The organism is Acetobacter sacchari (genome assembly GCF_017377715.1).
In the GTDB taxonomy this organism is placed as follows: domain Bacteria; phylum Pseudomonadota; class Alphaproteobacteria; order Acetobacterales; family Acetobacteraceae; genus Acetobacter; species Acetobacter sacchari.
This window is the reverse complement of sequence record NZ_JAFVMF010000006.1, coordinates 217,303-242,664: the sequence shown is the minus strand read 5'-3', so window position 1 is coordinate 242,664 and position 25,362 is coordinate 217,303. Positions and strand designations below refer to the sequence as shown.

16 protein-coding genes are annotated in these 25,362 nt (G+C 57.6%); 7 read left to right on the top strand and 9 right to left on the bottom strand.

Annotation, left to right across the window (positions count from 1 at the left end; translation table 11 throughout):
* Positions 1-8 precede the first annotated feature (8 nt).
* Positions 9-1,412: a glycosyltransferase 87 family protein gene (locus J2D73_RS07345; protein WP_341535045.1), complete on the bottom strand. Its 1,404-nt coding sequence runs from the start codon at positions 1,410-1,412 to the stop codon at positions 9-11.
* A 664-nt stretch (positions 1,413-2,076) separates the two neighbouring features.
* Between J2D73_RS07345 and J2D73_RS07340 the strand changes: the two genes are divergently transcribed.
* The 5 genes from J2D73_RS07340 to J2D73_RS07320 all read left to right on the top strand — a co-directional run bounded on the left by J2D73_RS07340 (position 2,077) and on the right by J2D73_RS07320 (position 10,461).
* Positions 2,077-3,324 carry an LL-diaminopimelate aminotransferase gene (locus tag J2D73_RS07340; RefSeq protein WP_207880890.1) on the top strand — a complete coding sequence of 416 codons (1,248 nt, stop codon included), beginning with the start codon at positions 2,077-2,079 and terminating at the stop codon, positions 3,322-3,324.
* Complete coding sequence (locus J2D73_RS07335) at positions 3,321-4,652, top strand: homoserine dehydrogenase (RefSeq protein WP_341535044.1); 1,332 nt, start codon at positions 3,321-3,323, stop codon at positions 4,650-4,652. Before J2D73_RS07340 ends, J2D73_RS07335 begins: the two co-directional genes overlap by 4 nt.
* 321 nt (positions 4,653-4,973) lie before the next feature.
* Positions 4,974-5,972, top strand: coding sequence for a class II fructose-bisphosphatase (glpX, locus tag J2D73_RS07330; RefSeq protein ID WP_026398729.1), 999 nt, complete (start codon positions 4,974-4,976; stop codon positions 5,970-5,972).
* 40 nt (positions 5,973-6,012) lie between these two features.
* Positions 6,013-7,842: a single-stranded-DNA-specific exonuclease RecJ gene (recJ, locus tag J2D73_RS07325; RefSeq protein WP_207880888.1), complete on the top strand. Its 1,830-nt coding sequence runs from the start codon at positions 6,013-6,015 to the stop codon at positions 7,840-7,842.
* A 417-nt stretch (positions 7,843-8,259) separates the two neighbouring features.
* Positions 8,260-10,461 carry a TonB-dependent siderophore receptor gene (locus J2D73_RS07320; RefSeq protein WP_243429742.1) on the top strand — a complete coding sequence of 734 codons (2,202 nt, stop codon included), beginning with the start codon at positions 8,260-8,262 and terminating at the stop codon, positions 10,459-10,461.
* Between the two features lie 185 nt (positions 10,462-10,646).
* Here J2D73_RS07320 and J2D73_RS07315 read toward each other — a convergent pair whose 3' ends face one another.
* The 5 genes from J2D73_RS07315 to J2D73_RS07295 all read right to left on the bottom strand — a co-directional run bounded on the left by J2D73_RS07315 (position 10,647) and on the right by J2D73_RS07295 (position 17,989).
* On the bottom strand, positions 10,647-11,540 hold the full coding sequence (locus J2D73_RS07315; protein WP_207880886.1) for a transporter: 894 nt from the start codon (positions 11,538-11,540) through the stop codon (positions 10,647-10,649).
* Positions 11,541-11,624: 84 nt separating this feature from the next.
* Positions 11,625-14,081 carry a membrane-bound PQQ-dependent dehydrogenase, glucose/quinate/shikimate family gene (locus J2D73_RS07310; RefSeq protein WP_207880884.1) on the bottom strand — a complete coding sequence of 819 codons (2,457 nt, stop codon included), beginning with the start codon at positions 14,079-14,081 and terminating at the stop codon, positions 11,625-11,627.
* A 621-nt stretch (positions 14,082-14,702) separates the two neighbouring features.
* Positions 14,703-15,113 carry a transposase gene (locus J2D73_RS07305; protein WP_341535043.1) on the bottom strand — a complete coding sequence of 137 codons (411 nt, stop codon included), beginning with the start codon at positions 15,111-15,113 and terminating at the stop codon, positions 14,703-14,705.
* Between the two features lie 289 nt (positions 15,114-15,402).
* On the bottom strand, positions 15,403-16,347 hold the full coding sequence (locus tag J2D73_RS07300; protein ID WP_207880882.1) for an alpha/beta hydrolase: 945 nt from the start codon (positions 16,345-16,347) through the stop codon (positions 15,403-15,405).
* Between the two features lies 1 nt (position 16,348).
* Positions 16,349-17,989 (bottom strand): flavin-containing monooxygenase, encoded by a 1,641-nt coding sequence (locus J2D73_RS07295; protein ID WP_207880880.1) that lies wholly within the window; start codon positions 17,987-17,989, stop codon positions 16,349-16,351.
* Positions 17,990-18,125: 136 nt separating this feature from the next.
* Here J2D73_RS07295 and J2D73_RS07290 point away from each other — a divergent pair, with 136 nt between their 5' ends.
* On the top strand, positions 18,126-19,031 hold the full coding sequence (locus J2D73_RS07290; protein WP_207880878.1) for a LysR substrate-binding domain-containing protein: 906 nt from the start codon (positions 18,126-18,128) through the stop codon (positions 19,029-19,031).
* Here the strand turns inward: J2D73_RS07290 and J2D73_RS07285 are convergent.
* Entirely contained in the window at positions 19,028-19,684 is a 657-nt protein-coding gene (locus tag J2D73_RS07285; RefSeq protein WP_341535042.1) for an IS5 family transposase, read from the bottom strand. The genes J2D73_RS07290 and J2D73_RS07285 overlap by 4 nt on opposite strands.
* 501 nt (positions 19,685-20,185) lie before the next feature.
* Here J2D73_RS07285 and J2D73_RS07280 point away from each other — a divergent pair.
* On the top strand, positions 20,186-21,085 hold the full coding sequence (locus tag J2D73_RS07280) for a dihydrodipicolinate synthase family protein (protein WP_207880876.1): 900 nt from the start codon (positions 20,186-20,188) through the stop codon (positions 21,083-21,085).
* 165 nt (positions 21,086-21,250) lie between these two features.
* On the opposite strand, the gene J2D73_RS07275 is transcribed toward J2D73_RS07280, so the two are convergent.
* Positions 21,251-22,249: a CgeB family protein gene (locus J2D73_RS07275; RefSeq protein WP_207880874.1), complete on the bottom strand. Its 999-nt coding sequence runs from the start codon at positions 22,247-22,249 to the stop codon at positions 21,251-21,253.
* A gap of 90 nt (positions 22,250-22,339) precedes the next feature.
* Positions 22,340-25,354 (bottom strand): glycosyltransferase, encoded by a 3,015-nt coding sequence (locus J2D73_RS07270; protein WP_207880872.1) that lies wholly within the window; start codon positions 25,352-25,354, stop codon positions 22,340-22,342.
* Between the last annotated feature and the right edge of the window lie 8 nt (positions 25,355-25,362).

Below are 25,362 nucleotides of genomic sequence, written 5' to 3'. Positions count from 1 at the left end.
GCGGTAATTTACCGCGCTGTAGAGGCGTCGCCTTTCGAGAGCGGACAAATCTGTAGTGGCGCGTCACGGTGCACGCCACCCAGTTTTTCGCATTGCCGGGTCAGCTCAAGTCCATAGGCGGCGAGAACTGATAGCGCGGTCCGAGATGGTGGCCCGGCAGAGATAACGGCGGGCTTCGCCCCCGCCGTCGCCAACTCCTCTTTAATCTGCCGCGTGAAAGGAGAATTCTGCGACGGCTCGCGGTTGTCCCAGTCTGTCATGCCAACCAACGTCGCGTCAGGCGAGAAGAACGTGCCGGCAAACGCAAATGGTTCGCCAGCAATAAAAACCATGGTCGCATCCCGAAATTGCGCCGGTATGGTCAGATCATATGTGGTGCGCAGCCAGTTCGTGTGCCCCCAGTCGGAGATACGCAGGCTGGCGAACGATGCGACCTCAATCACGATGAGCAACGCAACGGAAAATCGCGCGGAGAACAGTCGGTCCAGACAGGCGCCGATTATGACGCCTGAGATGATTTCTCCCGGCAAAAAATAACGCTGTATTGAAAATGCGCACATCCAGACGACAAGTGAAGCCATGAAGAATGCGATCACGTCGGTAAGGAGATCGGGTGGCTCAGTGTGTTCGCACTGCTGGCGCCGCAGCCGCGGCGCGATCAGGCCGACACCTAGAGCGCAGATCAACGCAAGCGCGATGAGGGGGCGAATATCGCGGAAAAACAGTTCGGACGTGATCGACCCGCCCTGCGCCCAGCGAAGCGGAAATGACAGGGCGCTCAACAGGGAATGAGGAACGTACGCGGTATCGCGATATGATCGGTTCGCGCCCTCTACGGCGTGGAAGACGCTGTTGAAATAAGGAAAAACAGGGTTTCCAAATTTCAGAAAACACAAGGCGAACAGCCAGCCCGATGAAGCAAGCAGTCCTATGACGAACGCCATCGGTTGCATCGCAAGCGTCTGAAAGGAAATGCGACCTCGAACGAAGGGCATTACGCCGATCAGAAGAAGCCCGGGTTCGTAAATCCCGCAGGTAAGTTTGAGTCCCGCCGCCACGCCGAGGCACAGACCAGACAGAGTCAGATTTCGGTCATCCCCCGAGCGGCGCCACTTCAGGTAGAAGTACAGGGACGCGACAATTGGCGTCGCCAGAGCGGCGTCGGCGAATGATGTCCCCGCCTCAGACCAAAGCATGGGCGAGGCCAAAGCGAGCACGACCGTCAATATTTGGGTTGGCAGGCGTGACGCGTTCTTTCGATCCGGAAGCAGAATTCGGACCACGCCCATCAACGGGAAGATCACCGTCGACTGGACAGTACATTGCAAGAGCGTCGCGAACTTCGGGCCAGCAAGTGTCGTCGCCGCATACCACGGGAGGTAAATGAGGGGATTAAGATAGGTGTGAACTATCTGCGCAGGTGCGATGTCTACGCCAGTAGCGCCAGTGAATAAGCGCGAAGGATACGTAATAATGGTAGTTAATCTGGTCGTAATTTACGTCTTGTTTCCGATGGAATGATACAATTATCAGCGACGCGAAAAACACGGTCCACATTGATACGTTTACTAATGCTTTGTGGCGGGGTTCTGCGCGCATTCATATACTCCATGATCTGGCAATGAGCGCCACGTCTCGCTGCATTTGTAGCGAGTTCCCTTAGAGTTTTTTCCTAGTGACGACCACCCGTCACGACGACACCCCGCGCCTCCATAAACCGACGCTAAGCTGGCCGCCCCCCCCCCGTTACTCCACAGAACGAACTTTTTCTCCCTGAGGTTTTTCATTTCCTTGCGGTTTGGTCTGCTCTCACGCGCAACCTTATGGCCACTTTCGTCTGGGCGCGCAGGTTCCCACGAGGTGCGGGGCCCGAGCTATTTTCACGTTGTTCCGCGGGAACGTTTACCGAGGCCCGGCGCGCGCATACGGGGTATAAAATTGCGCCGCGACGTCCACTGCGTGCGCCTGCGCCTTGCCTGCCCTGCCGGGGCTTCCTATACCTCTCGGTCCCGCCAGAACGGCACTTAGCCTGGACGGCAACAGAAAGGGGGCCATAGCCCTCAGGACAGACCGGCCATGACCGAAGAGTTCCATCGCATCCGTCGCCTTCCGCCTTACGTTTTCGCGGAGGTCAACAAGGCCAAGGCCGCCGCCAGGGCCCGGGGCGAGGACATCATCGATCTCGGCATGGGCAATCCTGACAGCCCGACCCCGCCGCACATCGTCAAGAAGCTGATCGAGACGGTGGCCGATCCACGTTCGCACCGCTATTCGGTCAGCCGTGGCATCCCCGGCCTTCGCAAGGCGCTGGCTGGCTATTACGAGCGCCGCTTCGACGTAAAGCTGGACCCGGAGACCGAGGTCATCGCGACGCTCGGCTCGAAGGAGGGGCTCGCGAACCTCGCTGCGGCGATCACCAGCCCGGGCGACACAATCCTCGTTCCGAATCCGTCCTACCCGATTCATCAGTTTGGTTTCATCATCGCTGGCGCGTCAGTCCGCTCCATCCCGGCCTATCCGGGTGAGGACATGCTGCGCGCGCTCGATCGGGCGGTGCGCCATTCCGTTCCGAAACCGACCGCGCTGATCGTCAACTTTCCGTCGAACCCCACGGCGTTCCTCGCGGATCTTGATTTCTACAAGGAGCTCGTCGCGTTCGCCCGGCGTGAAGAAATTTTTATCCTCTCCGATCTCGCCTACTCAGAAATCTATTTCGGCGATCTCGTGCCGCCGTCGATCCTCGCCGTCCCCGGCGCAAAAGACATCGCTGTCGAATTCACCTCGCTCTCGAAGACCTATTCGATGGCGGGCTGGCGCATGGGATTCGCCGCAGGCAATCCCCGTCTGGTCAGCGCGCTGACGCGGATCAAGTCGTACCTCGACTACGGCGCGTTCACCCCGATCCAGGTGGCGGCCGTCGCCGCCCTCAGCGGCCCGCAGGACTGCGTGGCGGAAATACGCGCGCTGTACAAGGAGCGTCGAGACGTGCTGTTGCGTGGTCTGCACGCCGCCGGATGGGACGTTCCATCGCCCGAGGGGTCAATGTTCGCATGGGCGCCGATCCCGGATAAATTCCGCGACATGGGCAGCGTGGCCTTCTCCAAACTGCTGCTGCAGGAAGCGGGCGTCGCGGTCGCCCCGGGGCTGGGCTTCGGAGAATATGGCGAAGGCTTTGTGCGGATCGGCCTGGTCGAAAACACGCAGCGCCTGCGGCAGGCCACGCGCGCCATCCGCGGCTTCCTGTCCGCCCACGGAATCGCACCCAAACCCGGCGCGCCCTCGGCCGCCCAATCCGCTGCTCTTGAGGAGAACACCGCATCGTGACGTCTGGAGCCTCCCTGTCCGCCTCGCCCGCCGCCGGGCAGCCGCTGCGCCTTGGCGTCGCCGGTCTTGGAACCGTCGGCGCTGGTCTCGCCATCCTGCTGCGTGACAACGCCGAGCTGATTACCGCCCGTGCGGGACGGCCAATCGTCATTACGGCGGTAGCGGCGCGTGATCGCACGCGTGACCGTGGCGTGGATCTCGGCGCCTGTCGTTGGTATGACGATGCGGCGGGGCTGGCGACGGATACGGACGTTGATGTGGTGGTTGAACTGATCGGCGGCGCAGAGGGTAAGGCCCGCGAGCTGGTCGAGGCGGCACTCGCCAATCGCAAGCCGGTCGTCACCGCGAACAAGGCGCTCGTCGCCGTTCACGGCGAGGCCCTCGGCCGCCTGAGCGAAAAGCAGTCCACGCCCCTGCTTTACGAAGCGGCGGTCGCAGGCGGCATTCCGGCCATCAAGACGGTGCGCGAAGGGTTGGCGGCTGATCGGCTGCTACGGATTGGCGGTATCCTGAACGGCACTTGCAACTATATTCTCACCGCGATGCGCGAGACGGGGCGCGATTTCGCAGACGTGTTGGCCGAGGCTCAGGCGTTGGGCTACGCGGAGGCGGATCCGTCGACCGACGTTGATGGCGTGGACGCCGCCCACAAGCTGGCGATCCTAGCCTCCCTCGCGTTCGGACGCCCGGTTCAATTCGATAGTGTGCACGTCGAAGGTATCCGTCAGATCGGAGCGTTGGACCTGAGCGCGGCGAAGGCGCTCGGCTATCGCATCAAATTGCTGGGACTGGCGCGACAGACCGAACGCGGGATCGAGGCGCGTGTCTCGCCGTGTCTCGTGCCGCATACCTCGCCCGTCGCGCAGGTGGACGGTGTGTTCAACGCGGTGATCGCCGAGGGCGCGTTCGTTGGGCGGCTCATGGTCGAAGGACGCGGCGCCGGCGCCGGACCGACGGCTAGCGCTGTCGCAGCAGACTTGATCGATCTGGCGCGTGGCAAACCCGCGTCGGTGTGGGGTGTAAGCGCGGCGGAACTGGAACCGGTCCGTAGCCGTCCGATTTCGGAGCGCGAGGGCGCGTTCTATCTGCGTCTTAGCGTCGCCGATCGTGCGGGCGTGGTCGCTGACATCACTGCTATTCTTCGAGATTGCGGCGTGTCGCTCAACAGCATGGTGCAGCACCCGGCTGCGGAGGCTGGCGCCGACGTCCCTCTGATCCTGGTGACGCATCCGACGCGCGAGGCGGGTATGCAGGACGCGACGACACGTATCGCAGCTCTACCGGTGGTGTCGGAAACTCCGATCCTGATCCGGATTGAGACCATCTGAGCCACGTCTGCTGTCGCTACTACGAGTAGCGGAGCATTTTTTGCGCCCGCCCGCTTGCAGAACTCATCGATCAGACCGTGGGCGAATTTTAGGATCGCCGTCATTTCGCATGTCGTTATGACGTGGAGCCGCAAAGAAGACCGATATGCGCCATAGCGAGGGAGTTTAAGGGCTCCCTCAAACTAACTCTCGACGAGACTCGCATGTCCGAGTCACGATCCGGCCCATACGCGCTGAGAGCGACCCCGGTCGCAGCGCCCGCGTTTGCAACCTGCAGCGCGACATGCCACGCAATCAGAACATCATCTCGGAGAACGAAGAATGTCGGCTGACACGCGCAAGGGAAGTTTTATCGTCTCGGATCGCAATCTCGCGCTCGAACTGGTGCGTGTGACCGAAGCCGCGGCGCTCGCCTCCTCGCACTGGACCGGCCGAGGCGACAAGAACGAAGCTGACGGCGCTGCCGTTGAGGCCATGCGGACAGCGTTCGACACCGTTGCTATCGATGGCACGGTCGTGATTGGCGAAGGCGAAATGGACGAAGCGCCGATGCTCTATATCGGCGAAAAGGTCGGCGCCGGTGGCCCGGCCATGGACATCGCCGTCGATCCGCTTGAAGGCACCACGCTCTGCGCGAAGGATCTTCCGAACGCGCTGACCGTCGTGGCGTTGGCGGAGAAAGGCAATTTTCTTCACGCCCCGGACGTCTACATGGACAAGATCGTCGTCGGTGCAGGTCTTCCTGACGGCGTCGTCGATCTGGATGCGTCGATCGGGGAGAACATCCGCAACCTCGCCAAAGCCCGAGGCAAGGATATTGGCGAGATTGTCCTGTGCGCGCTGGACCGTGACCGCCATGCCGAACTGATCGCCAAGACGCGTGAGGCTGGCGCCCGTGTAAAGCTGATTTCCGACGGAGACGTAGCCGCTGCTATCGACGCCTGTTTCACGCAGGGCTCGGTCGATATTTACGCGGGGTCCGGCGGCGCTCCCGAGGGCGTTCTCGCCGCCGCTGCGGTCCGCTGTATGAACGGGCAGATGCAGGCTCGGCTTTTGTTCGAAGACGACGCCCAGCGTGAGCGCGCCGTAACCATGAACCCGGGCAAAAACCCTGACCGTAAGCTGGGTCTGACAGACCTCGCCTCGGGCGACGTTCTGTTTTCAGCGACCGGCGTGACGTCCGGGTTCCTGCTGCGCGGCATCCGCCGTCACGCCGATCACGCGACGACCCATTCACTGGTGATGCGCTCCAAGTCCGGCACGCTCCGTTTCGTCGAAGGGCATCATAACTTCGCTACGAAAACCTGGGGCACGCGCTGATCCGTCTCGTGACGTCGCTTCACATGCGGACAAACCGGTGATGCCTGAAGTCGACGTTCTGGCGGCAGAGGAGCGTGTGGACCAATCCGCAGCTCTAGGCGTTGAGACAAGCTGTTCGGGGCGTCCTTGGCGCTGGCGTGACGGCGTTGAGGCGCCAGCCGTCATGCGTCTGGGTTCCGCCATCACGCAGCGTTACGGAACGTCCGAGATCGTCGGACGCATCATGGCGTTGCGTGAGGTGGGGCTGGCTACGGCGTCGGACTTTCTTGAGCCTACCTTGCGTGCGCTCATGCCTGATCCGTCATGTGTAATCGACATGGACGTCGGCGCCGCCCGTCTCGCCCGCGCAGTGCGCGATGGGGAGACCGTCGGCGTTTTTGGAGATTACGACGTGGATGGCGCCTGCGCGTCCGCGTTGATGGCGGGGGTACTGCGTGAATTGGGTTGTGTGGTTCACACCCATATTCCCGATCGTATGACTGAGGGTTACGGGCCGAACGCCCCTGCCCTGCTTTCCCTTTTCGAGCGCGGCGCCAGTCTGGTCGTGTGCGTCGATTGCGGGACTGCTGCGAGCGATATCCTGAGTTGTCTGGACGGCCGCGCGGACGTCGTGGTGATCGATCACCACAAATCCGAAGGCGCGCCGCCACAGATTCTGGCGACGATCAACCCGAACCGCCCGGAATGCGCTTCAGGGCTGGGCGGACTGTGCGCCGCGGGGCTGTCATTCGTCACAGCGGTCGCGATGGTTCGCGATCTGCGACGGAGTGGCTGGTTCGCAGACGGTCGAGCAGCTCCGGATTTGATGAGGCAACTCGATCTGGTCGCGCTCGCCACTGTGTGCGACGTCATGCCGCTCATCGGCCTCAACCGAGCCTTTGTCACGCAGGGCCTTCGGATTATGGGTAAACATGCGCGATTGGGGCTGTCGACGCTTCTCGGGGTCGCGGGCGTGCAGAGCGCGCCGTCGGCGTTCTCGTGCGGATACGCGCTGGGACCGCGTATCAACGCGGGCGGCCGTATCGCCGAGGCGGATCTCGGCCTGAGGCTTCTGCTAAGCGAGGATAAAGATGACGCGCAGTGGATCGCTGAGCGGCTGGATGCGATTAATCGCAAGCGACAGGACGTCGAGGCTTCGATCCTCGACCGCGCCATGGAGCAAGCCGAAGAGCAATGTGCGGCTGGACGCGCCGTCATCTTACTCGCCAGCAAAGAGTGGCATGTCGGCGTAGTCGGTATTGTCGCCGGGCGGGTCAAAGAAAAATTCAATCGCCCTGCTCTGATTGGCGCTGAGCTGGACGACGGCTTGGTCAAGGGGTCCGGCCGATCCGTTCCGGGTATCGACCTCGGATCGGCGGTCATTGCTGCGCGCGAGGCCGGGTTGTTAAAGACCGGCGGTGGACACGCCATGGCTGCAGGCTTCAGTTTGGCTACGGAAGATATCCCTGTCCTCCATACTTTTCTCAACGACCGCCTTGTTGCAGCCGCGCAGAGACCTGCGACGACAGCCCTTGAAATAGACGCGGCGATCACTTCAGGGGGCGCCACTACAGAGCTCGCCAAGGATCTTGGTCGTCTGGCTCCCTTTGGCAATGGCAATGAAGAGCCGCTGCTGGTCCTGACGCATGTGCGGGTCGTCCGGGCGGACAGAATAGGCAAAGACGGCGCAACCCTGCGCGTTCTGCTTGAGGGGGAAGGACGTTCGGCGGTCAAGGCTCTTCTGTTTCGCGCCGGCGACAGTTCCTTGGCTGCCGCGTTGGAAGATCGCGCCCGTCCATTCCTGCACGTGGCGGGATGGCTGCGCGCCGAGTCCTGGAATGGGAGGGAGACGGCGACGTTCTTCGTGCACGACGCAGCGTTTGCACGGTAATCATATCTTTGGCTGAGACCCGGCAGTTGGACCTCTGCTCTCGATTCATAGCTTTGCGTGAACGAACCCGGAGTGGCTGTTCTTGCTAACGACAGACCGGTAGTAAATCTCAAGATTCAAACATCGAATTTTCTTATAAATATAACAAAGTTTGCACATATAATCACTCAACTCTCCAACGATGCCTGTGTTGAACGGAAGCAGAGAGTGCGGATGTCTGGCTTGATTGCCAAGCGCTGTATCAACGCATCTGCCGCGAGGCCGCGGTCAATGCCGTTGCGCGAACAATTCTTGATTGCGAATTGGTATCTCAATGCGACAAAAAGTGTCTTTCTCTGCGACATGTATCTTTTTTTTGTTGAGAATGCGTCGCACTTGCCATAGAACGCGGACGCCCTAACAAACTGGCGTCAAAAAATGCGCGATTATTCAACAAGCCGGAAAATACTTAATACCGGTTGTACCACTGCATTTAGCGGTATCATCTGCCTAAATGTTATGATTTCGCCGTTGTTGGCGGAAACACGCGCAGCAAAAAAAAATCCAGAAAAGCGCTGGTGCCATTCAGCGGAATGTTCAAGCGGGAAATTGACGACGCATCAGATTCACGCCAAGCGGGCCGAACTGGTAAACGTGACTGCCAGACAGCAAAACGTTTCAGTCAGCGCATCAAAAATGTCTATCCCGTTTCTGGAGAATCCGCAGATCGTTTCTGTTGTGTCGAGAAAATTGATGGATGACCAAAATGTCTTGCGCTTGGCTGATGCATTGCGAAATGTGGCGGGAGTCTCCTACGCCGATAGTTACGCATTGTATGACAGTATCCGCGTGCGCGGTTTGAGCACGTCTGGAATGACGTATCTGGACGGACTCAAGACAATTGATTCCCTTGCAATCAACGAAACAGTCGGATTGTCTCGACTGGAAGTCGTAAAAGGACCAGCGTCAGGGCTATTCGGTCAGGGCCCTTTGTCCGGATTGGTGAATATGGTCAGCAAACGACCAGAAACCAGAAATTTCGCAACGTTCACGGCTCAGGGTGGATCATGGTCCTATTATGAGGGGCGCGCGGACATAAACCGTAAGTTGACATCGAATGGAGTTGTGACTGCCCGGCTGAATACACTCTATCGTAAGCAGGATTACTTTGTGCGGGCGTCAGACATGGAAACGCTATACATAGCACCGTCTGTTTCAGTTCATCCAACAGAAAACACAGATTTCACCATGTTGTTTCGTTACAGCCGTGCAAGCGGACACCCTTATACAGCCATTCCTGGTTACGGGACGGTGCTCCCTTCTCCGTGGGGAAACTTGCCGCGAAATTTCTCCGTAAACGACGTCGACAATCCCGCTCAGCAGCGTCAGACTTTCATTCATCTGGGATACATGTTGGACCATCGATTCAACAACGCGATCGGCCTGCATCAGGGTTTCCGTTACATGGTCTATCGGCAGACATACAATCGTTGGCTATTCTCTGGATCTTATGCGCCGGATCTATCGAGTTTCAGCCGATATTATTATGGACCGTACAACAATCACGGTCACGATATAAGAATTGACACCAACGTCAATCTTCGATTCCACACAGGCGAGTGGTTCTCTCACTACATGCTGATTGGCGTCGATTACGGAATTAACGGAACGAATTCAACGACCGGTTACGCAACCACGACAGCTCTTTCTCTCATAAACCCAGTTTATGGCAATGTCCCCGATATGCTTCCGGGAGCGACAATATCAAAAGTAAGACAAGACCAATTCGGAACGTATATTCAGGATCATCTCAAATTGGGAAAACGAGTGGCGGCGACATTTGGAGTTCGGTGGGATCGCGCGACCGCCGGCCGTGGCGGTAATAACCCGCCAACAACAGCGTTTAGCCCACACGCGGGCTTTACGTGGAGTTTTGTCGACCAAATGGCGTTCTACTTCAACTGGTCACGCGCTTTCCTCCCGACGACCTCTGCGGATTACAGGCAAAACATCCTCCCTCCGCAGATAGGCACTGATTATGAATTCGGACTGAAAGCACAAAGCCACGACGGTTCTGTGCGAGGAATGGCGACGTTATTTCAATTATCAAGAACAAATGTCGCAACGACAGACCCGGCGCATCCGTTGTATTCGATCGCGCAGGGAGAGCAGACCAGCAAGGGGTTTGAGCTCGAGGGCGAGTGGAGTATCAAACCGAACTGGAACGCTACACTAGCCTACACATATCTTGATACGAAAATCACAAAAGATAACAGGCTTCTCCCTAACGGCGGCTCTTTGTGGCTTGCTGGCGTACCGCATCATATTTTCAATATCTGGACAAAATATACTTTGCCTGCCGGCGCTCTTAAAGGTTTGGGATTTGGCGGTGGCGTGCATGTCGAGGGCGCCAGCCCTGCTGATAACTATACGCCGCGCGATCCGTATTACGGACGCACTTATAAAACTTCGGCTTATGCCCTGGTCAGCCTTGCCCTGTATTACGAGAGGGGACCTTGGAGTGCTCAACTCAATGTGCAAAATGCTGCTGACAAAAGATATTTTCCATCAGCATCACTAACTCGAACCACGGTTGGCACGCCAAGAACGATCATGGGTGGCTTCACGCGTAATTTCTGACGACGCGCCGAAGCACAGGCGTGCCTTGCAAGGACGATGACGGCTCGCCTCGAACGCCTGACATCCCCTTGCAAGAGGTTATATTAGCCAAGAAGAAGGCACGGAGATCCAAATAAATAGACGGGAGGAGCGTGCCAGCATGACGTTCCCATTGCGCCTATGATTATAATTTGAATACCGAGAAATTACCACAGATACACAAATTTTATATAATAAGCATTTGTTTCCGGGACATTCCGCCCCTCCACAGAATGCGAATATCTCGCGGTAAAGGAGTAGTGCTTCGAGATATTGAGCATCGCGCCCAGACCAAGAGCCGTCTCCCGGCTATAGGAATCGTTTACGTAAGCATTTTGAGTATTGTTATATGTGCCTGCGACATTCTGCCAGTCAAACGCCAGAAACGGTTCAAAAAGTTTCGTCGCCTTCCAGCTGAAACGCAGGTTTGAGTAAAACACTACGCCAGGATAATAGCTGTCCTGCCCGCGAACGTGACGCGTTGAGCTTGTAACAGCGCCGGCATCTCCGTCGAAGCTGAAATGCTTCCACTCATAGTCAAAAATAAAGCTCGATATATTCGACCAGTTATGTGACGCGAGCGAATATCGCGTGCCTGAAGGCGTCTGCATGAAGGTCTGAAATCCGAACGTGCTATGCGCGTTCGGCTTGAACCAGGCGGCTGGCCCCACAATGGTGCCACCCAGTCCACCGTAATTCGTGCCGTTGGCGAGCACGTAGCTTTCAGACTGAATGACCTCGAAAGCAAAGCCGACATGTGGAATTGCATCGAAACTGCGAAAATGGACGTATTTGGTAAGACCCGACCAGGTGTGACTTCCCCCTTTGGCCTGACGCGTGCCCTGCCCGTTGTAGGTCGAGCCCGCAGCATTGCCGTCGCCATACTGAACCAGCACATTGAATGGGGAAAAGTCGACAGGCAAATCGTATTCGTGTGGCCCGATGATACCCAAAGTAATGTCCGAGGCTCGTGCGCCCGAACATACGCTCAGGGTCAAGCCAGTCGCAAGCAGCGAAAACACGGAGAGACGGCGAACACTCGCCCATTCTGTCACGCGCATGATGTTATTTCCGTCAGATCAGGGGGAGCGTCCGCTTAACCCTGCGGACGCTCCGTTGAAGTCGAAGACTGTGATCGTTGCCGATCAGTGCGCCTCAGCGCCCTGCTGACCGTCCAGAGCATAGGCGATGATGTAATCACCGCTTCTCGTGGCCAGACCGCCGTGACCGCCAGCAGCAATCAGGACGTACTGCTTGCCGTTGACTTCGTAGGACATCGGCGTCGCCTGTCCGCCCGCAGGCAGACGGTCACTCCAGATAACCTCCCCAGTCTTCAGGTCGAACGCGCGTAGATAATCGTCGGCCGTGGCGCCCATGAAGACTACGCCGCCTTTGGTGACGATGTTGCCGCCGATGTTATACATCCCGGTCGGTAACGGCAGGTTGGTGTGCGTGCGGAAGGGGCCCGTATCGCGCGTCGTTCCAACCGGGTGCTGCCACACGATCTTTTTGGTGACCAGGTCGATCGCCGTGAGCGTGCCCCAGACAGGTCCCTTGCAAGGAATCTGTAGCGGATTCAGCCAAGGATTGGTGTAGGCGATATAGGGCGTGCCGTAATCCGGGGAGACTGAAAGCGCGTCGCCCTTGGCCGCAGGCTCTTCGCCATTGCCGTTCCACTTCGGCAGAACGCCGGGATCTTCGAGAGTCCGTCGATGATCGAGTTTGATGCGGAACGGCAGATAGCTCGCATTCGCCAGCATGATCTTGCGCTGCGGATCAATCGTGATCCCCTGCCAATCTACGATACCGTAGAACGCCGGGTAGACGATCGTTGTCTTGCCGACATGTGGCGGCGTGAACTGCCCGTCATAGGCCGACTGCCGGAACTGGATGCGGCACACCATCTGGTCGAGCAGCGTGGCACCCCACATATCCGTTTCTTTAAGATCCGGCGGCGTCAGCGACGGCATGGCCGCCGGGAAAGGCTGCGTCGGAGAAATGCGGTCGTCCGGGGCCACGCCCGCAGTCGGCACCGCACGCTCTTCTACAGGGTAGCCCGGCACTGGCACGCCCGTGCGACGGTCAAGGACGAAGAACTCGCCTCGCTTGGTGCTCTGAACCAGCGCAGGGACCATCTGGCCGCTGGAGTCCGGCAGATCGACCATCGACGGCCCGGACGGAATATCCATATCCCAAAGGTCGTGATGCACGGTCTGATAGGTCCAACGCCGCTCACCAGTCTCGATATCAAGCGCAATAGTGGCGGAAGACGTCGCATCATCGAACGGGCGCCGTGAACCGCCCCAGTTGTCCGGCGGAGCGTTGCCGGTGGGAACGTAAACGAGGCCGAGATTCGTGTCAGCCGTATAGACGCCCCACCCGTTCGGGGTGTCGCGCGTCAGAACGTCATCTGGACCGGGCTTAAACGTCTCCGGATTGTGCCCGGCGTCCCACACCCACGCGATCTCGCCCGTCGTCGCGTCAAACGCGCGCACTGCGCCGGACGGTTCGAAATTCGCCTGATTGTCGAAAACCCAGCCGCCCGTGATGACGCGATTTTTGGCCACAAGCGGCGGCGACGTCACGAAGTGGAAACCATGCGGCACATGGCCGAGATATTGACGCAGGGAGATGAAGCCGTGATCGCCGAAATCGTCACAGGGTTTGCCCGTTTCCGCATCCAGCGCGACCATTCGCACGTCCGCAACCGGCGAGTAGATACGCGCGCGGCAACCGGTCTGGATCTCGTCCGGAATCCGGTAATATGAAACGCCACGGCAAGCGAGGTAGACGTTCTTCGCCAAATCGGCTTCCGCCGGATGCGGGTCGAACTTCCATTTGATCTTGCCCGTGGCGGCGTCCATAGCGATCACTTGGCTATGGGGCGTGCACATATACAGCGTGTTGTCGACTTTGATCGGGGTCAGTTCAAGATTGAACTCATGCCCCTGATCCGGACCGGCGACCGTTCCCTCCCCCATCTGCTGCGTGTCGCCCGTCCGGGTGATCCACGCGCGCTTCAGGTGCGACACGTTCTTCGTCGTGATCTGATCCAGTGGCGAATACCGATCGCCGCCAACAGTGCGGCCGTACGCCTGCCAGTCGGCGGCAGACATCTCCGGCGAACCGGTGTCCGGCTGCCCCTGCGGGGCCATGCGATCCGACGGGACGGAGCCGTTGATCGAATAGGACGTGAAGCAACTGACGACTAGAGCGGCCACGCTGACCCCCATCGCCCCCAGAACTTCACGCTTGTCGGAGAGCCAGCTGTTGGAAAGCCTCCAGACCCAGGGGAGTAGCAGCCATGCGCCCACGGCGATCAACGTTAGAAGACGGACTTCCAGTCCCCAGATGTCGAAGCCGACCTCCAAAAGTGACCAAAGCGTCGCGAACAGTAGCAACCCCGCATAGATGCGCAGTGCGAGGCGAGGCGTTTTGAGGCCGGTGGCCGCCACCGCCAGAAAAACACCGCCGGCCGCGATATAAAACCACGATCCGCCAAGAAGCAGGAGTTGCGCTCCGCCAAAGAATAGAAAGAGCCCGATGGCTCCGACAAGAATCGTTGTTATTATAGACAACATTCTTGAGATGCTTGTCTGCATGTTTCACGTCTTTCCCAGCTCTTCCATGGCGACGGCGCCGGTGGGTTGGCTCCACCTGACGAGCGCCGCCAAAGCTGAGAAGTGTCTCGCCACACCCGATATAATTCCGGCCAGCGATTAACTCACGTGATCACGGCAACTTGTATTGCCTTGGCCAAAGTGTGTCAGAGGTGAGACAGTTTGCGGGCGGCTCACTTGGTCCGCCCATGTTACGAGAGCGGGTTTATGGATGTGACGTGCCGTCGATGCTGACGGCGCATGGGTAATCAAGCCAGCACGTTGTTCGCAAGAGTAGCTGGTTTCGTCCGTCACTCCAGACATACGGATATTTGACGAACCTTCCGTTAAGTGGACATGTGTTATCTCGATTTCAGTTGGCGCTTACTCTGCGTGGAATTGTTTGGTATTTGCTTTGCAAGTATCTGTCCCAGAGAATAAAAAACTCGCTCCTTCTCGTATCGCCTGACGTTGAACTGCATGAAGGGAGAAGCAGATTGGCTCATGCTGAATACATTACCTGGCGCATGAATGATGCTACCGCCCATACTTCCAATCGCGACTGCCGCTAAATCCTGCCCATCAGACGCGCGACACCACAGCTAACCGCTTACGCCCCGCATTCTACGACTGTTTCATGACATTGCCCGCATTATAAGCGCCGACGGCCGCAACGTTCGTGATCTCCTCGTCTTCGAAGTTTTGGATCAGAAACGCCGGCAGGATGAGAGAGTCTCCGACGTCGTCGTCCGTGATATCGGTGGTCCTGATTTCCAGTGATCCCTCGTCGGTCCCGATATGGAGTTTACGCCAGATGCGGCGTTTCAAACCTCCTCGCTCGGGGGCGCCATCAGCCTCCCTGATCCCCGTGCCGTCAATCAGAAGGCGCAAAGGTCTGTTCGAGCCGCGATACGCAATATCGACCGTCAGGGTTTTCTGCCGGCGGCTCGGGGTGCTGAAATCTGGAACGCTCCAAGCCAGCCCCGCCACACGGAGCAAGCTTTCGGCAAAGCCGGTCGTCTGGCTCAAGGTCACGCCAAAAAGAGCCCTCAGCGTCAGACAGGTCTGGATCGCGGCTTCGTTGTAACTTTGTCACCGCCCTCGCCGATCGGACGGCAGACCTTCCCGACACATCGACGGATCGAACCAAACCGTCAGAGGTCCTAGCTTCTTCAGCATAGCATTATTAGGAACCCCGGCTCCTCGCTCCATAGCGGGGTGGAGGTCGTTTGCTCATGCACGCTCGTCACCAGAACGCATTCACTCCGTGAATCACAACCTGTTTGCGCAACAGAGCCGCAGCGCTTATCAAAACAGGCGCATCTCACTTGATGTCTGTGCGCCAGAGATCATTGAGCCACGAGGCTAGGAAATCGACGACACCCTCAACTGCTCCAACTGCTCTTCCGAAATTGAGAAAACCATGAACCTGGTCGCTCAGATGGAGGTGGGTGACCGCAACACCCTCCTGTTCCAGCCGCCGGGCGTAAGCATCCCCTTCATCCCGGAGGGGATCGTGCCCACAGGTCAGCACTATGGCTGGCGGTGTTCTAGCCAGCGAAGCGGCCAGCAGTGGCGAAGCGCGCCAATCTTCGCGATCAACGCCCCGTGGTAGGTAGTGATCGATAAAAAAACGCATAGCCGTCGGCGTGAGAGGAAGCGAAGAGTCGCAGAGGCGATAACTTTCGCTTGCCATCCTGAGATCGGTGACAGGGTAAAGCAGTATCTGTCCGGTCAGCTTAGGGACCTCACCTCGGCTGGCCATGATCGCGAGGACAGCAGCGAAATTACCGCCGGCACTGTCTCCGCAGATGGCCAGGCGTGAGATATCGATTCCACGATCAGGACCAAATCGGACGAGCCAACTCAAGGCTCTTGCCGCGTCTTCCAGCCCGGCGGGAAAAGGGTGCTCCGGAGCCAAACGATAATCGACCGCCAAAACATGCATGCGAGTTTTTTTGGCCAGTTTCCGGCATAGACCCTCATGCGTATCAAGATTACCCACCATCCATCCCCCGCCATGAAGAAAGAGCAGGCAGGGCTGTTGATCATCGCTAAAAGTGTCGCGATAGAGACGCAGCTTCAAAGGAGCGCCATCTCCTTTAATCGCAATATCTTCGATACTTGCGACGGGCAGGAACTCAAGTTCCTGGAGCTTCCGAGCTTCAATATAATTTGCGCGTGTCTCACTAGGGGGCAGCGAACCAAATGGAGCGGCGGTAGATCGCGCCGCTGCGGATAGTATCTCAGGATTGAGGGCTCTGGTCATCTCAGCTCATCCGAAAACCCTGATAGCCAGCCCTGGCGATGTCATCCGATTTCGATGCAAAATTGGACAGACCGCCAGCATAAGGCATGAAAACACGTGGTTTTCCTGGAATATTGGCCCCCAAATACCAAGAGTGATTGGCCATGGGTAGCAGAGTGTTCTTTGCGGCGGCATCAACATGAGCCATCCAAGCTTGAGCAGCGTCCACATCTGCCTCGATGCGTTTGTATCCCTTATCGGCCATGTAAGCGATACACGCCGTGATCCATCGCGTGTGTTGCTCGATCGCGACTGGCATGTTGCAAAGGACGGAGGGGCTGCCAGGCCCAGTGACAGTGAACAGGTTTGGATAGCCCGGCGTCTGGACGCCTAGCAGGGTGCTCGGTCCGGTGGACCAATCGTCGCGTAACGTCCGCCCACCGCTTCCGATAAGGTTGAGCGCCAGTAAAGGCCCCGTCATGGCGTCGAAGCCGGTGGCAAAGACGATGGCGTCGAGTTCATAATCGGCGTTGGTGGTTCGAATGCCAGTAGCCGTGATCGACTGAATTGGCGCCGCGCGGACATCTACTAGCGTTACATTGGAGCGGTTGAAGGTCTCAAAATAATTGGTGTCGATGGGAGGGCGTTTCGAGGCAAAAGGGTGATCCGTAGGAGTCAGCAGCGATGCGGTCTCGGGATCTTTTACGATCGAACGGATCTTGCCACGAATGAAGTCCGACGCTGTGGTGTTGGCTTTAATGTCGGTGAGAAGATCGCTGAACACCGCGCGAAAGCCCAGTCCGCCCTTGGCCCAGGCGTCCTCGTAGCGCCGCTCGCGCTCTTCGGAGGAAACTGAAAGGGCCCCCTCAGGCGGCATTTGATAAGGGTGGCCATTACTGTTGGAACGCATGTGCTTTCGGATCGCGGGGTAATCCTCCTTGATGGCTCGGATCTCGTCTTTTCCAAGGGGCGCATTATGAGCCGGTATGCTGTAGTTGGCCGTGCGCTGGAAAACGGTAAGATGAGCAGCCTCACGGGCGATTTCAGGCGCGGCCTGAATGCCGGTCGAGCCTGTTCCGATCAATCCGACGCGCAGGCCAGAGAAATCGACGCCCTCATGCGGCCAGTGACCCGTGTGGTACCATTCACCCTTGAAGTCGGCGAGGCCAGCGATGTGCGGGACGTTGGCAGATGAGATACAGCCGACTGCCGTGATTAGAAAGCGGCACCTAAAATCTGCTCCGTCTAACGTACTGACGGTCCAGAGATTGGTTGCGTCGTCGAACGACGCGCCAACGACCTTGGCGCCAAAATGAATATTTCGACGCAAGTCAAAACGATCGGCGACGTGCTCCAGGTAACTACGGATTTCTGCTGCGCCAGGATAACGCTCTGACCAAGACCATTCCTGCTCCAGAGAAGGATCAAAGGAATAGCTGTAAGCGTAACTTTCAGAATCGCAACGTGCTCCGGGATAGCGGTTCCAATACCACGTTCCGCCGACATCCTTACCAGCTTCGAGAACGATTGCTTTAAGGCCGAGTTCTTCACGAAGTTGATAAAGTTGATAAAGACCGGAAAAGCCTGCCCCTATAATGATTGCGTCGACGATTTCGTCGGTATGAAATATTTCATCTCGTGTGACTGGATCAGCGATCAACATCGCAACCTTCTCCTCTAATATCCCGTCTACGTCTGATTCTCGAAAAGTTTTTCGGGTTGACAAACGGGTACGCCAGACCCACCCCTTGTCTCAATAGAATTGAATTCACTCCTTAGTTGACGGCAAGGCACAGACCGTGGATCGATATGGAGAGATGGTAGTATTCGCTCGAGTGGTAGCCGAGGGCGGATTTTCCCACGCGGCACGCTCGCTGTCGCTGACCCCCTCGGCGATCAGTAAGGTCATCGCGCGCCTTGAGGATCGTCTGAAAGTAAGGTTGTTTATTCGTTCGAGCCGCGCGATCGAACTGACACCAGATGGGATGAATTTTCATTTGGCGGCGCTGCGAGCGATTGAGGCGGTGGAGTCGGCCGATGCAGCCGTCAATACCGGCGCCTTGTTAAGTGATACGTTACGTATTCGCTCCATGCCGACCTTCGCAACGGCGCAACTCGCCCCCTTGGTCCCGGATTTTCGGAGAATACACCCTTCGCTTAAGCTCGAAATACATCTGCGAATGGAACCCGGCAATTTGCTGGAGGGCGGGATGGATGTCGCCATCCATGTTGGCCCGTTACCCGATTCTTCTTTGGTTGCTAAACTATTTGCCAGAACGCGCTGGGTGATCTGTGCGTCGCCTGGTTACCTGTCGCAGCACGGTACGCCGCAGGAGCCTGTTGATCTGGCATTCCATCGTTGCCTCAATTTCCTGCCCAGTTTGGCGGTTAGTCACTGGGCGGTGCAGGCATCCGATAATGTGGCGCGCAGACTGCGCATTGACAGCGACGTGACCACAAATCAAGGGCAGATGTTGCTTGAGCTCGCCCGTGCCGACGCAGGAATTGTCCGCTTGGCGGCTTTTCATATCCATGATGATCTGGCATCGGGCCGATTAGTTCGGCTTCTCCCGAAATTTCAGTGCGAAGAAGAAGATCCCATCTATGCCTGTTACGACGGGCACCGCAACTTGAGTATGAGGATAAAGCTTTTTTTATCGTATCTTGAGCTATATTTCTCGGGAGAAAAAGGTCGTTGGAATTAGGTTAAGGACTCATTCTTTGTTCCAGAAGATGAAACTTTCTGCATGTGGATTGCAGACATGAATGTATGAGCGCAGCGGTCGTATCTGGTCGCAACACGTCGCCAGTCTTTCAGATTTGCGAACATGTTTTCGATCGGGTGACGCTTTTTATACAGATGCCAATCGTAAGGCGGCTTTGATTTCCGGTTCTTCTTCGGCGGAATACAGGCCGTGATATTGCGTTCTGCAAGCAATAACCTGATCCGGTTGCTGTCATAGCCTCCGTCCCCGATGACTTCTTCTGTCTCGTCGGGGAGGTCTGCCGGCAGCACGTCTGCGCCTTTGAAGTCACTGACCCGACCTGCTGTCAGATGCAGACGAACAGGCCGACCTTGACCATCGCACATGGATGCAGCTTTGAGTTCAGGCCGGCTTTTGTCCATCCGATATGGCGAGGAAAAGCCTATTTTGAGCGGGGACGCCAACCTCCGGTGAGCCTTGAGATGTGTCGCATCGATCATTAGGCGTTTCGAACGGCCAGCCTGCTCTGTCAGAGCAACAAGGATACTGTCAAAAACACCCAGACAGCTCCGCAGGATAAAGCGATTGTATAACGTCTTGTGCAGGACGCAAGCTTTCGGAGCGTCTTTCCACTGAAGACAGTTGCGGAACACGTAAACGATTCCGCCAGAACACGACGGTCATCCACGCGCGGCACACCATGCGCCAGAGGAAAAGCGGCCTGATCCCTTCCATCTAGCACTCAAAAAGTAAAGACACGTCACTCGCAGCTTCATTTGCACCTGTAGGCCTGTGAATCGCAACAGTTCTCTCAGTTCAATAAATTAATAGGTCCTGAGCCTGGCGTCAGCTGCAGCCTTCCAGCACTTCGGTTGCCACCAGACTGGGCCCGCCGAGGCTGGTTCCTACCTGAAGGTCTATCAAACCAGAAATCAGACACTCCAGGGCCGCACAGTCTGGAATTTTCCAATCAGCTTCGCCCCACGCCAAAGCGGCGGTTGCTGCGAGCGTCGGATATGACGCAAGATGGCGAAATCTGCGTGCGGGTTGGTCTGGTGGAGAATGAGCAGCGCATTCGTCCGCCTGCCTGCAACATCCAATGTTAACTAGAAATCGATAGGCGCGAATGCGCTATCAGGCAACGAGGTCCAGTAATGTCTTTCTTTAAAGGCCTCTCGGCTTTTCCAATTACCCCTGCAAATGAACATGGCGTGGTGGATACGGCTGGCGTGATGCGTATGACGAAGTATCTGTCAGCTAGTGGCGTGGACTCCATCGGCCTGTTAGGCAGCACCGGAACCTATGCCTATTTGAGCCGTGACGAGCGATGCCGGGCTGTTCGTGCAGCCGTCAAATCGATTGGGGGCAAAACACCGCTGATTGTAGGGATTGGAACCCTGCGCACCGACGAGGCCCAGAACCTGGCACGTGATGCCGCAGCCGAGGGCGCCGACGGACTACTGATGGCCCCTGTGTCCTACACACCACTGACACAGGAAGAAGCTTATCAGCATTACAAAGCAGTGGCCGAGGTCACGTCTTTACCGCTTTGCATCTATAATAACCCCGGCACGACCCATTTCAGCTTCAGTCGTGAACTGCTTGAGCGGTTGGCGGCCCTTCCCACCATAGTCGCCGTTAAAATGCCGGCTCCGGCAGAAGGCGCGGTTGCACAGGAGCTGGACGCCCTACGATCCAGCGCTGTTGGAAAGCTTGCTATAGGGTACAGCGGAGACTGGATTGCGGCGGAAGCCCTGCTCGCCGGATGCGATGGCTGGTTCAGTGTCCTGGGCGGCTTCTTGCCAAAACTGGCCAAGGCGATGGTGGCGGCGGCACATGAAGGAAATGCTCCTGCCGTAAACCTATTTCAGCAGACGCTGCAGCCGATGTGGGCACTGTTCCAGGAATTTGGCAGCCTGCGCGTTGCTTATGCCGCCATCAACCTTCTGGAGCTATCGGACGCCCAACCTCCGCGTCCAGTTCTGCCACTAACGCCCCGTGACCTTGAGCGCACTGCACATGCTCTGAAGGTTTGCATAGGAGCTGAGGAATAATAGTCACGTTTGTTTTAGGACTACACCGATCAGAAGCAGGTTACCCGCTCCCTCCCCCTGGCTGCAGCCACTTGCAGCAGAGTAAATTTGCCAACAATACGCGAGTTTGAAAGGCACATGGGATGTGCCCCAACTAAAATCCGCGGCACATCTCAAGAACAAGATTCACGGCAAGAAACCGCCCTTGTTCAAAATATCCAAAGCCTCGCGAATACGATGCCCATACGTGTGCTCCGCCATCGTGCGCGCCTGCGCCTTCTTCGTCGTTTCCAGTCGCAACGCGCCGTTGTCGAGGTAAACGTCGAGCAGTCGATCGAAATCTCTCTTGTTGGAGAAGGACGGAATTTCGTCTTTCGTATAATAGCGGCGGATTTCGTAAGTATCTTCGTGGAATATCTGCATCGCCCCTGCCGCGGCAGCCTCATAGGTCCGGGGACCGGGAGTCGACGGCGAAATCATGAAGCGCTTGTTCTCGAAGCTCAGGCTGCGACCGAGATTCAGAACGATCTTGGAGTGTTGGTAGAATTGCACCAACTGCTCCTTCTCAAGACGCGCGTCCGAGAAGCCAACGCCCAGTTCGCCCCAGCCCGGCCCGACGATCTTGATGTTCAGATTGCGCAACGTCGGCAGCAATCCACGCACGATATCTTTGCGGTTCGTGAAGGCAACGCCGCAGAACAGCACGTCGATCGTGCGCTCGGTCGTCTCATTGATCGGCCGATAATGCAGGTTCGGGCATGCCGCGAGCGGAAGATGCCAGACGTTCGGTCGCGTATAAAAATTCGAACCCCAACGTTCGCACGAGAAGACGACGTCGAATTCGTCCGTAATGCGGTAAGACGCATCCTGCTCATAGGGATCTTCGGTCGCCCAGAAAACCGTCGCGGCGCCGACCTTACGCGCCTCCCGGCAAACCTCGCCAAAATAGGTGCTCTCAGGGAGGTAGGACCCGATGGCGAAGACGATCGTCGGTCGGAGATACTGAATAGAGGCCGCTGCGCCGTTGATGTTCGCAGCGATGACGTTTTCTTCGCCAAAGACCTTGGCCCAGCCCGCCATGATGGACTCGCGTATCTGAGCGTTGGCCTGGGATTCAAAGCGCCCGCCGCTGCAGATCAGGACCTTTCCCGAGTATTTTTCTGTCTTTTCAGCGCTTTTGGCCATGCCGCTCTTCCAGTCCGGGGTGCGAGAAATGTTCATACACAACTAGGGAGGACTCTCCCAGCGGGCGCGTCCCGCAAACGACGCAGTTTGTCATTCGCGAGCCTTTTCGATGACGTCCGAAAGCGTGCGCACGAAGCGCGCGGGATCGCAGTCGTTACAGATGCGGTCCAGCGCCGCCTGCCTGACGCCGCTCCACAAGGATTCGTCATCGTAAAGCGTAATGACTGCGCCCGCGAAAGTCTCTGCGTCCGGTGCGCCACCTGAAAGGATGTCTCGCCCGGCGACCCATCCCAGTTCGTCGATAAGCAACTGACTCGCCACGACTGGCAGCCCGCGTGATGCGCTCTCGTGAATCTTGTAGGGGATGCCTCCTGCGAACCGCGTCGGCGCGACAAACGCCCGATGTGCGTCGTAAAGAGGCGAGAGATCATCCACGCGCCCGATGAGCCTCACGTTGTCGAATTCGGACAGGAGCGTCATATCGACGTCCGCTCCCTGATACCCGGCGATAGTCAGCTGCGCGATCAAGGGTCGCCGTTCGGCGATAATCGGCATGACTTCACTAAGAAACCAGAGCAACGAATCAAGGTTCGGAGAATCCTGATCCGTGATCGCCCCGACAAACAGAAGCCCTGCCCGCTCGGCGAATGACGCGGGAGTCGGCGCGACTTGCAGGGCGTGCCCCAGAACATTGACGTTCGTATGTCCTGAGCGCCTGATCAACCCGGCCTCGGCTTCGGTAACGGCGACGATCTGCTTGCAGAACGTGGCATTTTCGAATTCGGCGCGGAGCGCCGCATCAAGGTCTGAGATCGTTTCCGGCAGGTCGAGAGCCTGCTCCCGCAACAACGTACGCGGGGCAGCTACCACCTCTGTGTCGAGGATAACGTCGCATCCTGTAAGGTACCTGTGGTTACCGTGCAGGATCGGCAGCACTCGGTTGAGGTTATGTGTGCGGCCAATCCAGACGACATCAAAGCACCCGGCTCGTTCCTCCAAAAAATGATCGAACTGCGTGGCGGTCTTGTCGAACAGGACTTCCACAGTATCGGGGAAGTCGGCGTAAATGCGCGCAACAGAGTGGAAGTGATTGTCGACCGGGTACACCGTCACCTGATGTCCCAATTCTGCAAGCCCGCGCACGATGTCGTTTGAACGCACATAGCCCGATCCGAGACTGCGCAACGGCACGCGATCCTCGATGAACAGAATGCGCGCTCCGGCGCCTTTCCGGGTTCGCGCCAGAATGACGTTACGGCTGTGCGCAGGCAACTGATTGCGAAGAAATACGCCCCTTAACGCGGCGAGCACCCGTCTGTTTCGCTGCATTAGCGCGTGGGAGGCCCCGGAATTGGAGGAGCCGTATTCCAGGTGCTCGATCACCACGGATGGATCGTAAACGACCCTCAGCCCCTGCTCGATCAGGCGTGCGCAAAAATCAGCGTCTTCAAAATATGCTGGACAGTATCTTTGATCGAAACCAGCCAGTTCTTTGGCCGCGGCCGTTGAAACAAGCAGGAACGCCGCGGAGCAGTAGTCAACGTCGCGAACGAAATTCGCCTCGGCGCAATTTGGATCCCCGTCACGCAGGTAACCGAAGGTCGACCCGTCGCGCCAGATGATCGAGCCAGCTTCCTGCAGAAGCCCATTTGTGCGGACGATCTTTCCGCCGACGGCCCCAATGTCCGACGAGGAGGCCAGACGCTTCAACGCATGGGTCAGCGCGCCCGGCGCCAACCGAACGTCATTGTTAAGATAGAGCGTGACAGGAGCAGTGACTTCCGCAAGTCCAAGATTGCAGGCGCGGACGAAGCCCGCGTTATAACGCAACGGGATGATGCGCGCACCACGCACGTATCGGGCGATATGCTTCGTTTCGTCGGTGGAGCCTGAGTCCACCAGAATCAACTCAATATTGCCGCCAAAATTATCCCGCAAAGACGCCAGGGTCCCCATGGTCAGCGGAAAATGATTGTGCAGCACGATGATGACGCTGACCACTGGTGGTCCGTCGCAGGTGAAGTTCAGGGGGCGACGACCGAGAAACGTGGTCGTCGATCGCGCAGTATCGATGAAATGCGCCTTGGCGTAAGTCTCGGCTGTTTGCGCCGGAAGCGTAGACGTGGCGTCTGCAGAGCGTGACGCAACCCAGTGCGCGTAAGGATCCAGGAAAAGGCCGCTCTCGATGTCTGCGCGAACGCTCGGCCGGGTGGCGTATCGCTCGAGATCACAGCCAGCCACTGGCAACCGCCCCTCGCGGGCGCCAGCCCGCAGGAAGTGATCGAAGCCGTTTCGAAACTGCCCAGCCTTTACTGACGCAGCAACGTCTGGATATGCCTCCGCGTAAAACGCTTCAGAGAACGCTTCTTGCGGATCGTAGGCGTTTGCGTCGTCCACCATGAGGTAATGATGAAGCGCGCAGGTGAACTCACCCTGCTTTATCTGTTCGGCTACTTCGGGATAACGGCGCAGATACCAGACCGGATCGAAGTACCAGGACGAACGGCAGCCATCAAGGAGGCCGTTCTGGACATCAAGCAGCAATGAAAACCAGGTATCCGCGCAGCCTGACTCACGTCCCGACACGCGAACGTTCGCGACAGGGCCGGACGATGCGTGGATCGCCACCACGTGCGGATCGAAGAACCGGCTACCGCTACGAAAACCTGCCTCCCCACCAGACAGAAAATGATCGTATCCGTTCAGCTTCCCCTTCTCGGCAATGACACGGTGCGTCACGTCGGGGTTCATGCGCCGGTAGTATTGCTCAGAAAACAACCAGTGTGGGGAAAGTTTCGTATAACCGACCTGCTTGTAATGATCGAAACCTGAAGTCCATTCGCCACGCTTTACCGCGCGCATGACCTCTGGGTAGGTGGACAAGTACCACAATTCATCGAACCATGGATTAGGAGAATGTCCTAACGCTGCGCCAATGGATTCGTAATAATTATATTCGTTGGAGTATTGTCCGTCTGCAAGCGCTGCAGCGACGAACGGATATGTGCGTCTGTACCAACTTGCCTCGAAGCGAGCCCATGCGGGCTGCGCCACAACTGGCGCAGCGCCCGCGCCAAGAATTTCGTCGGAAGGCGATAGTGTCATCGCACCTC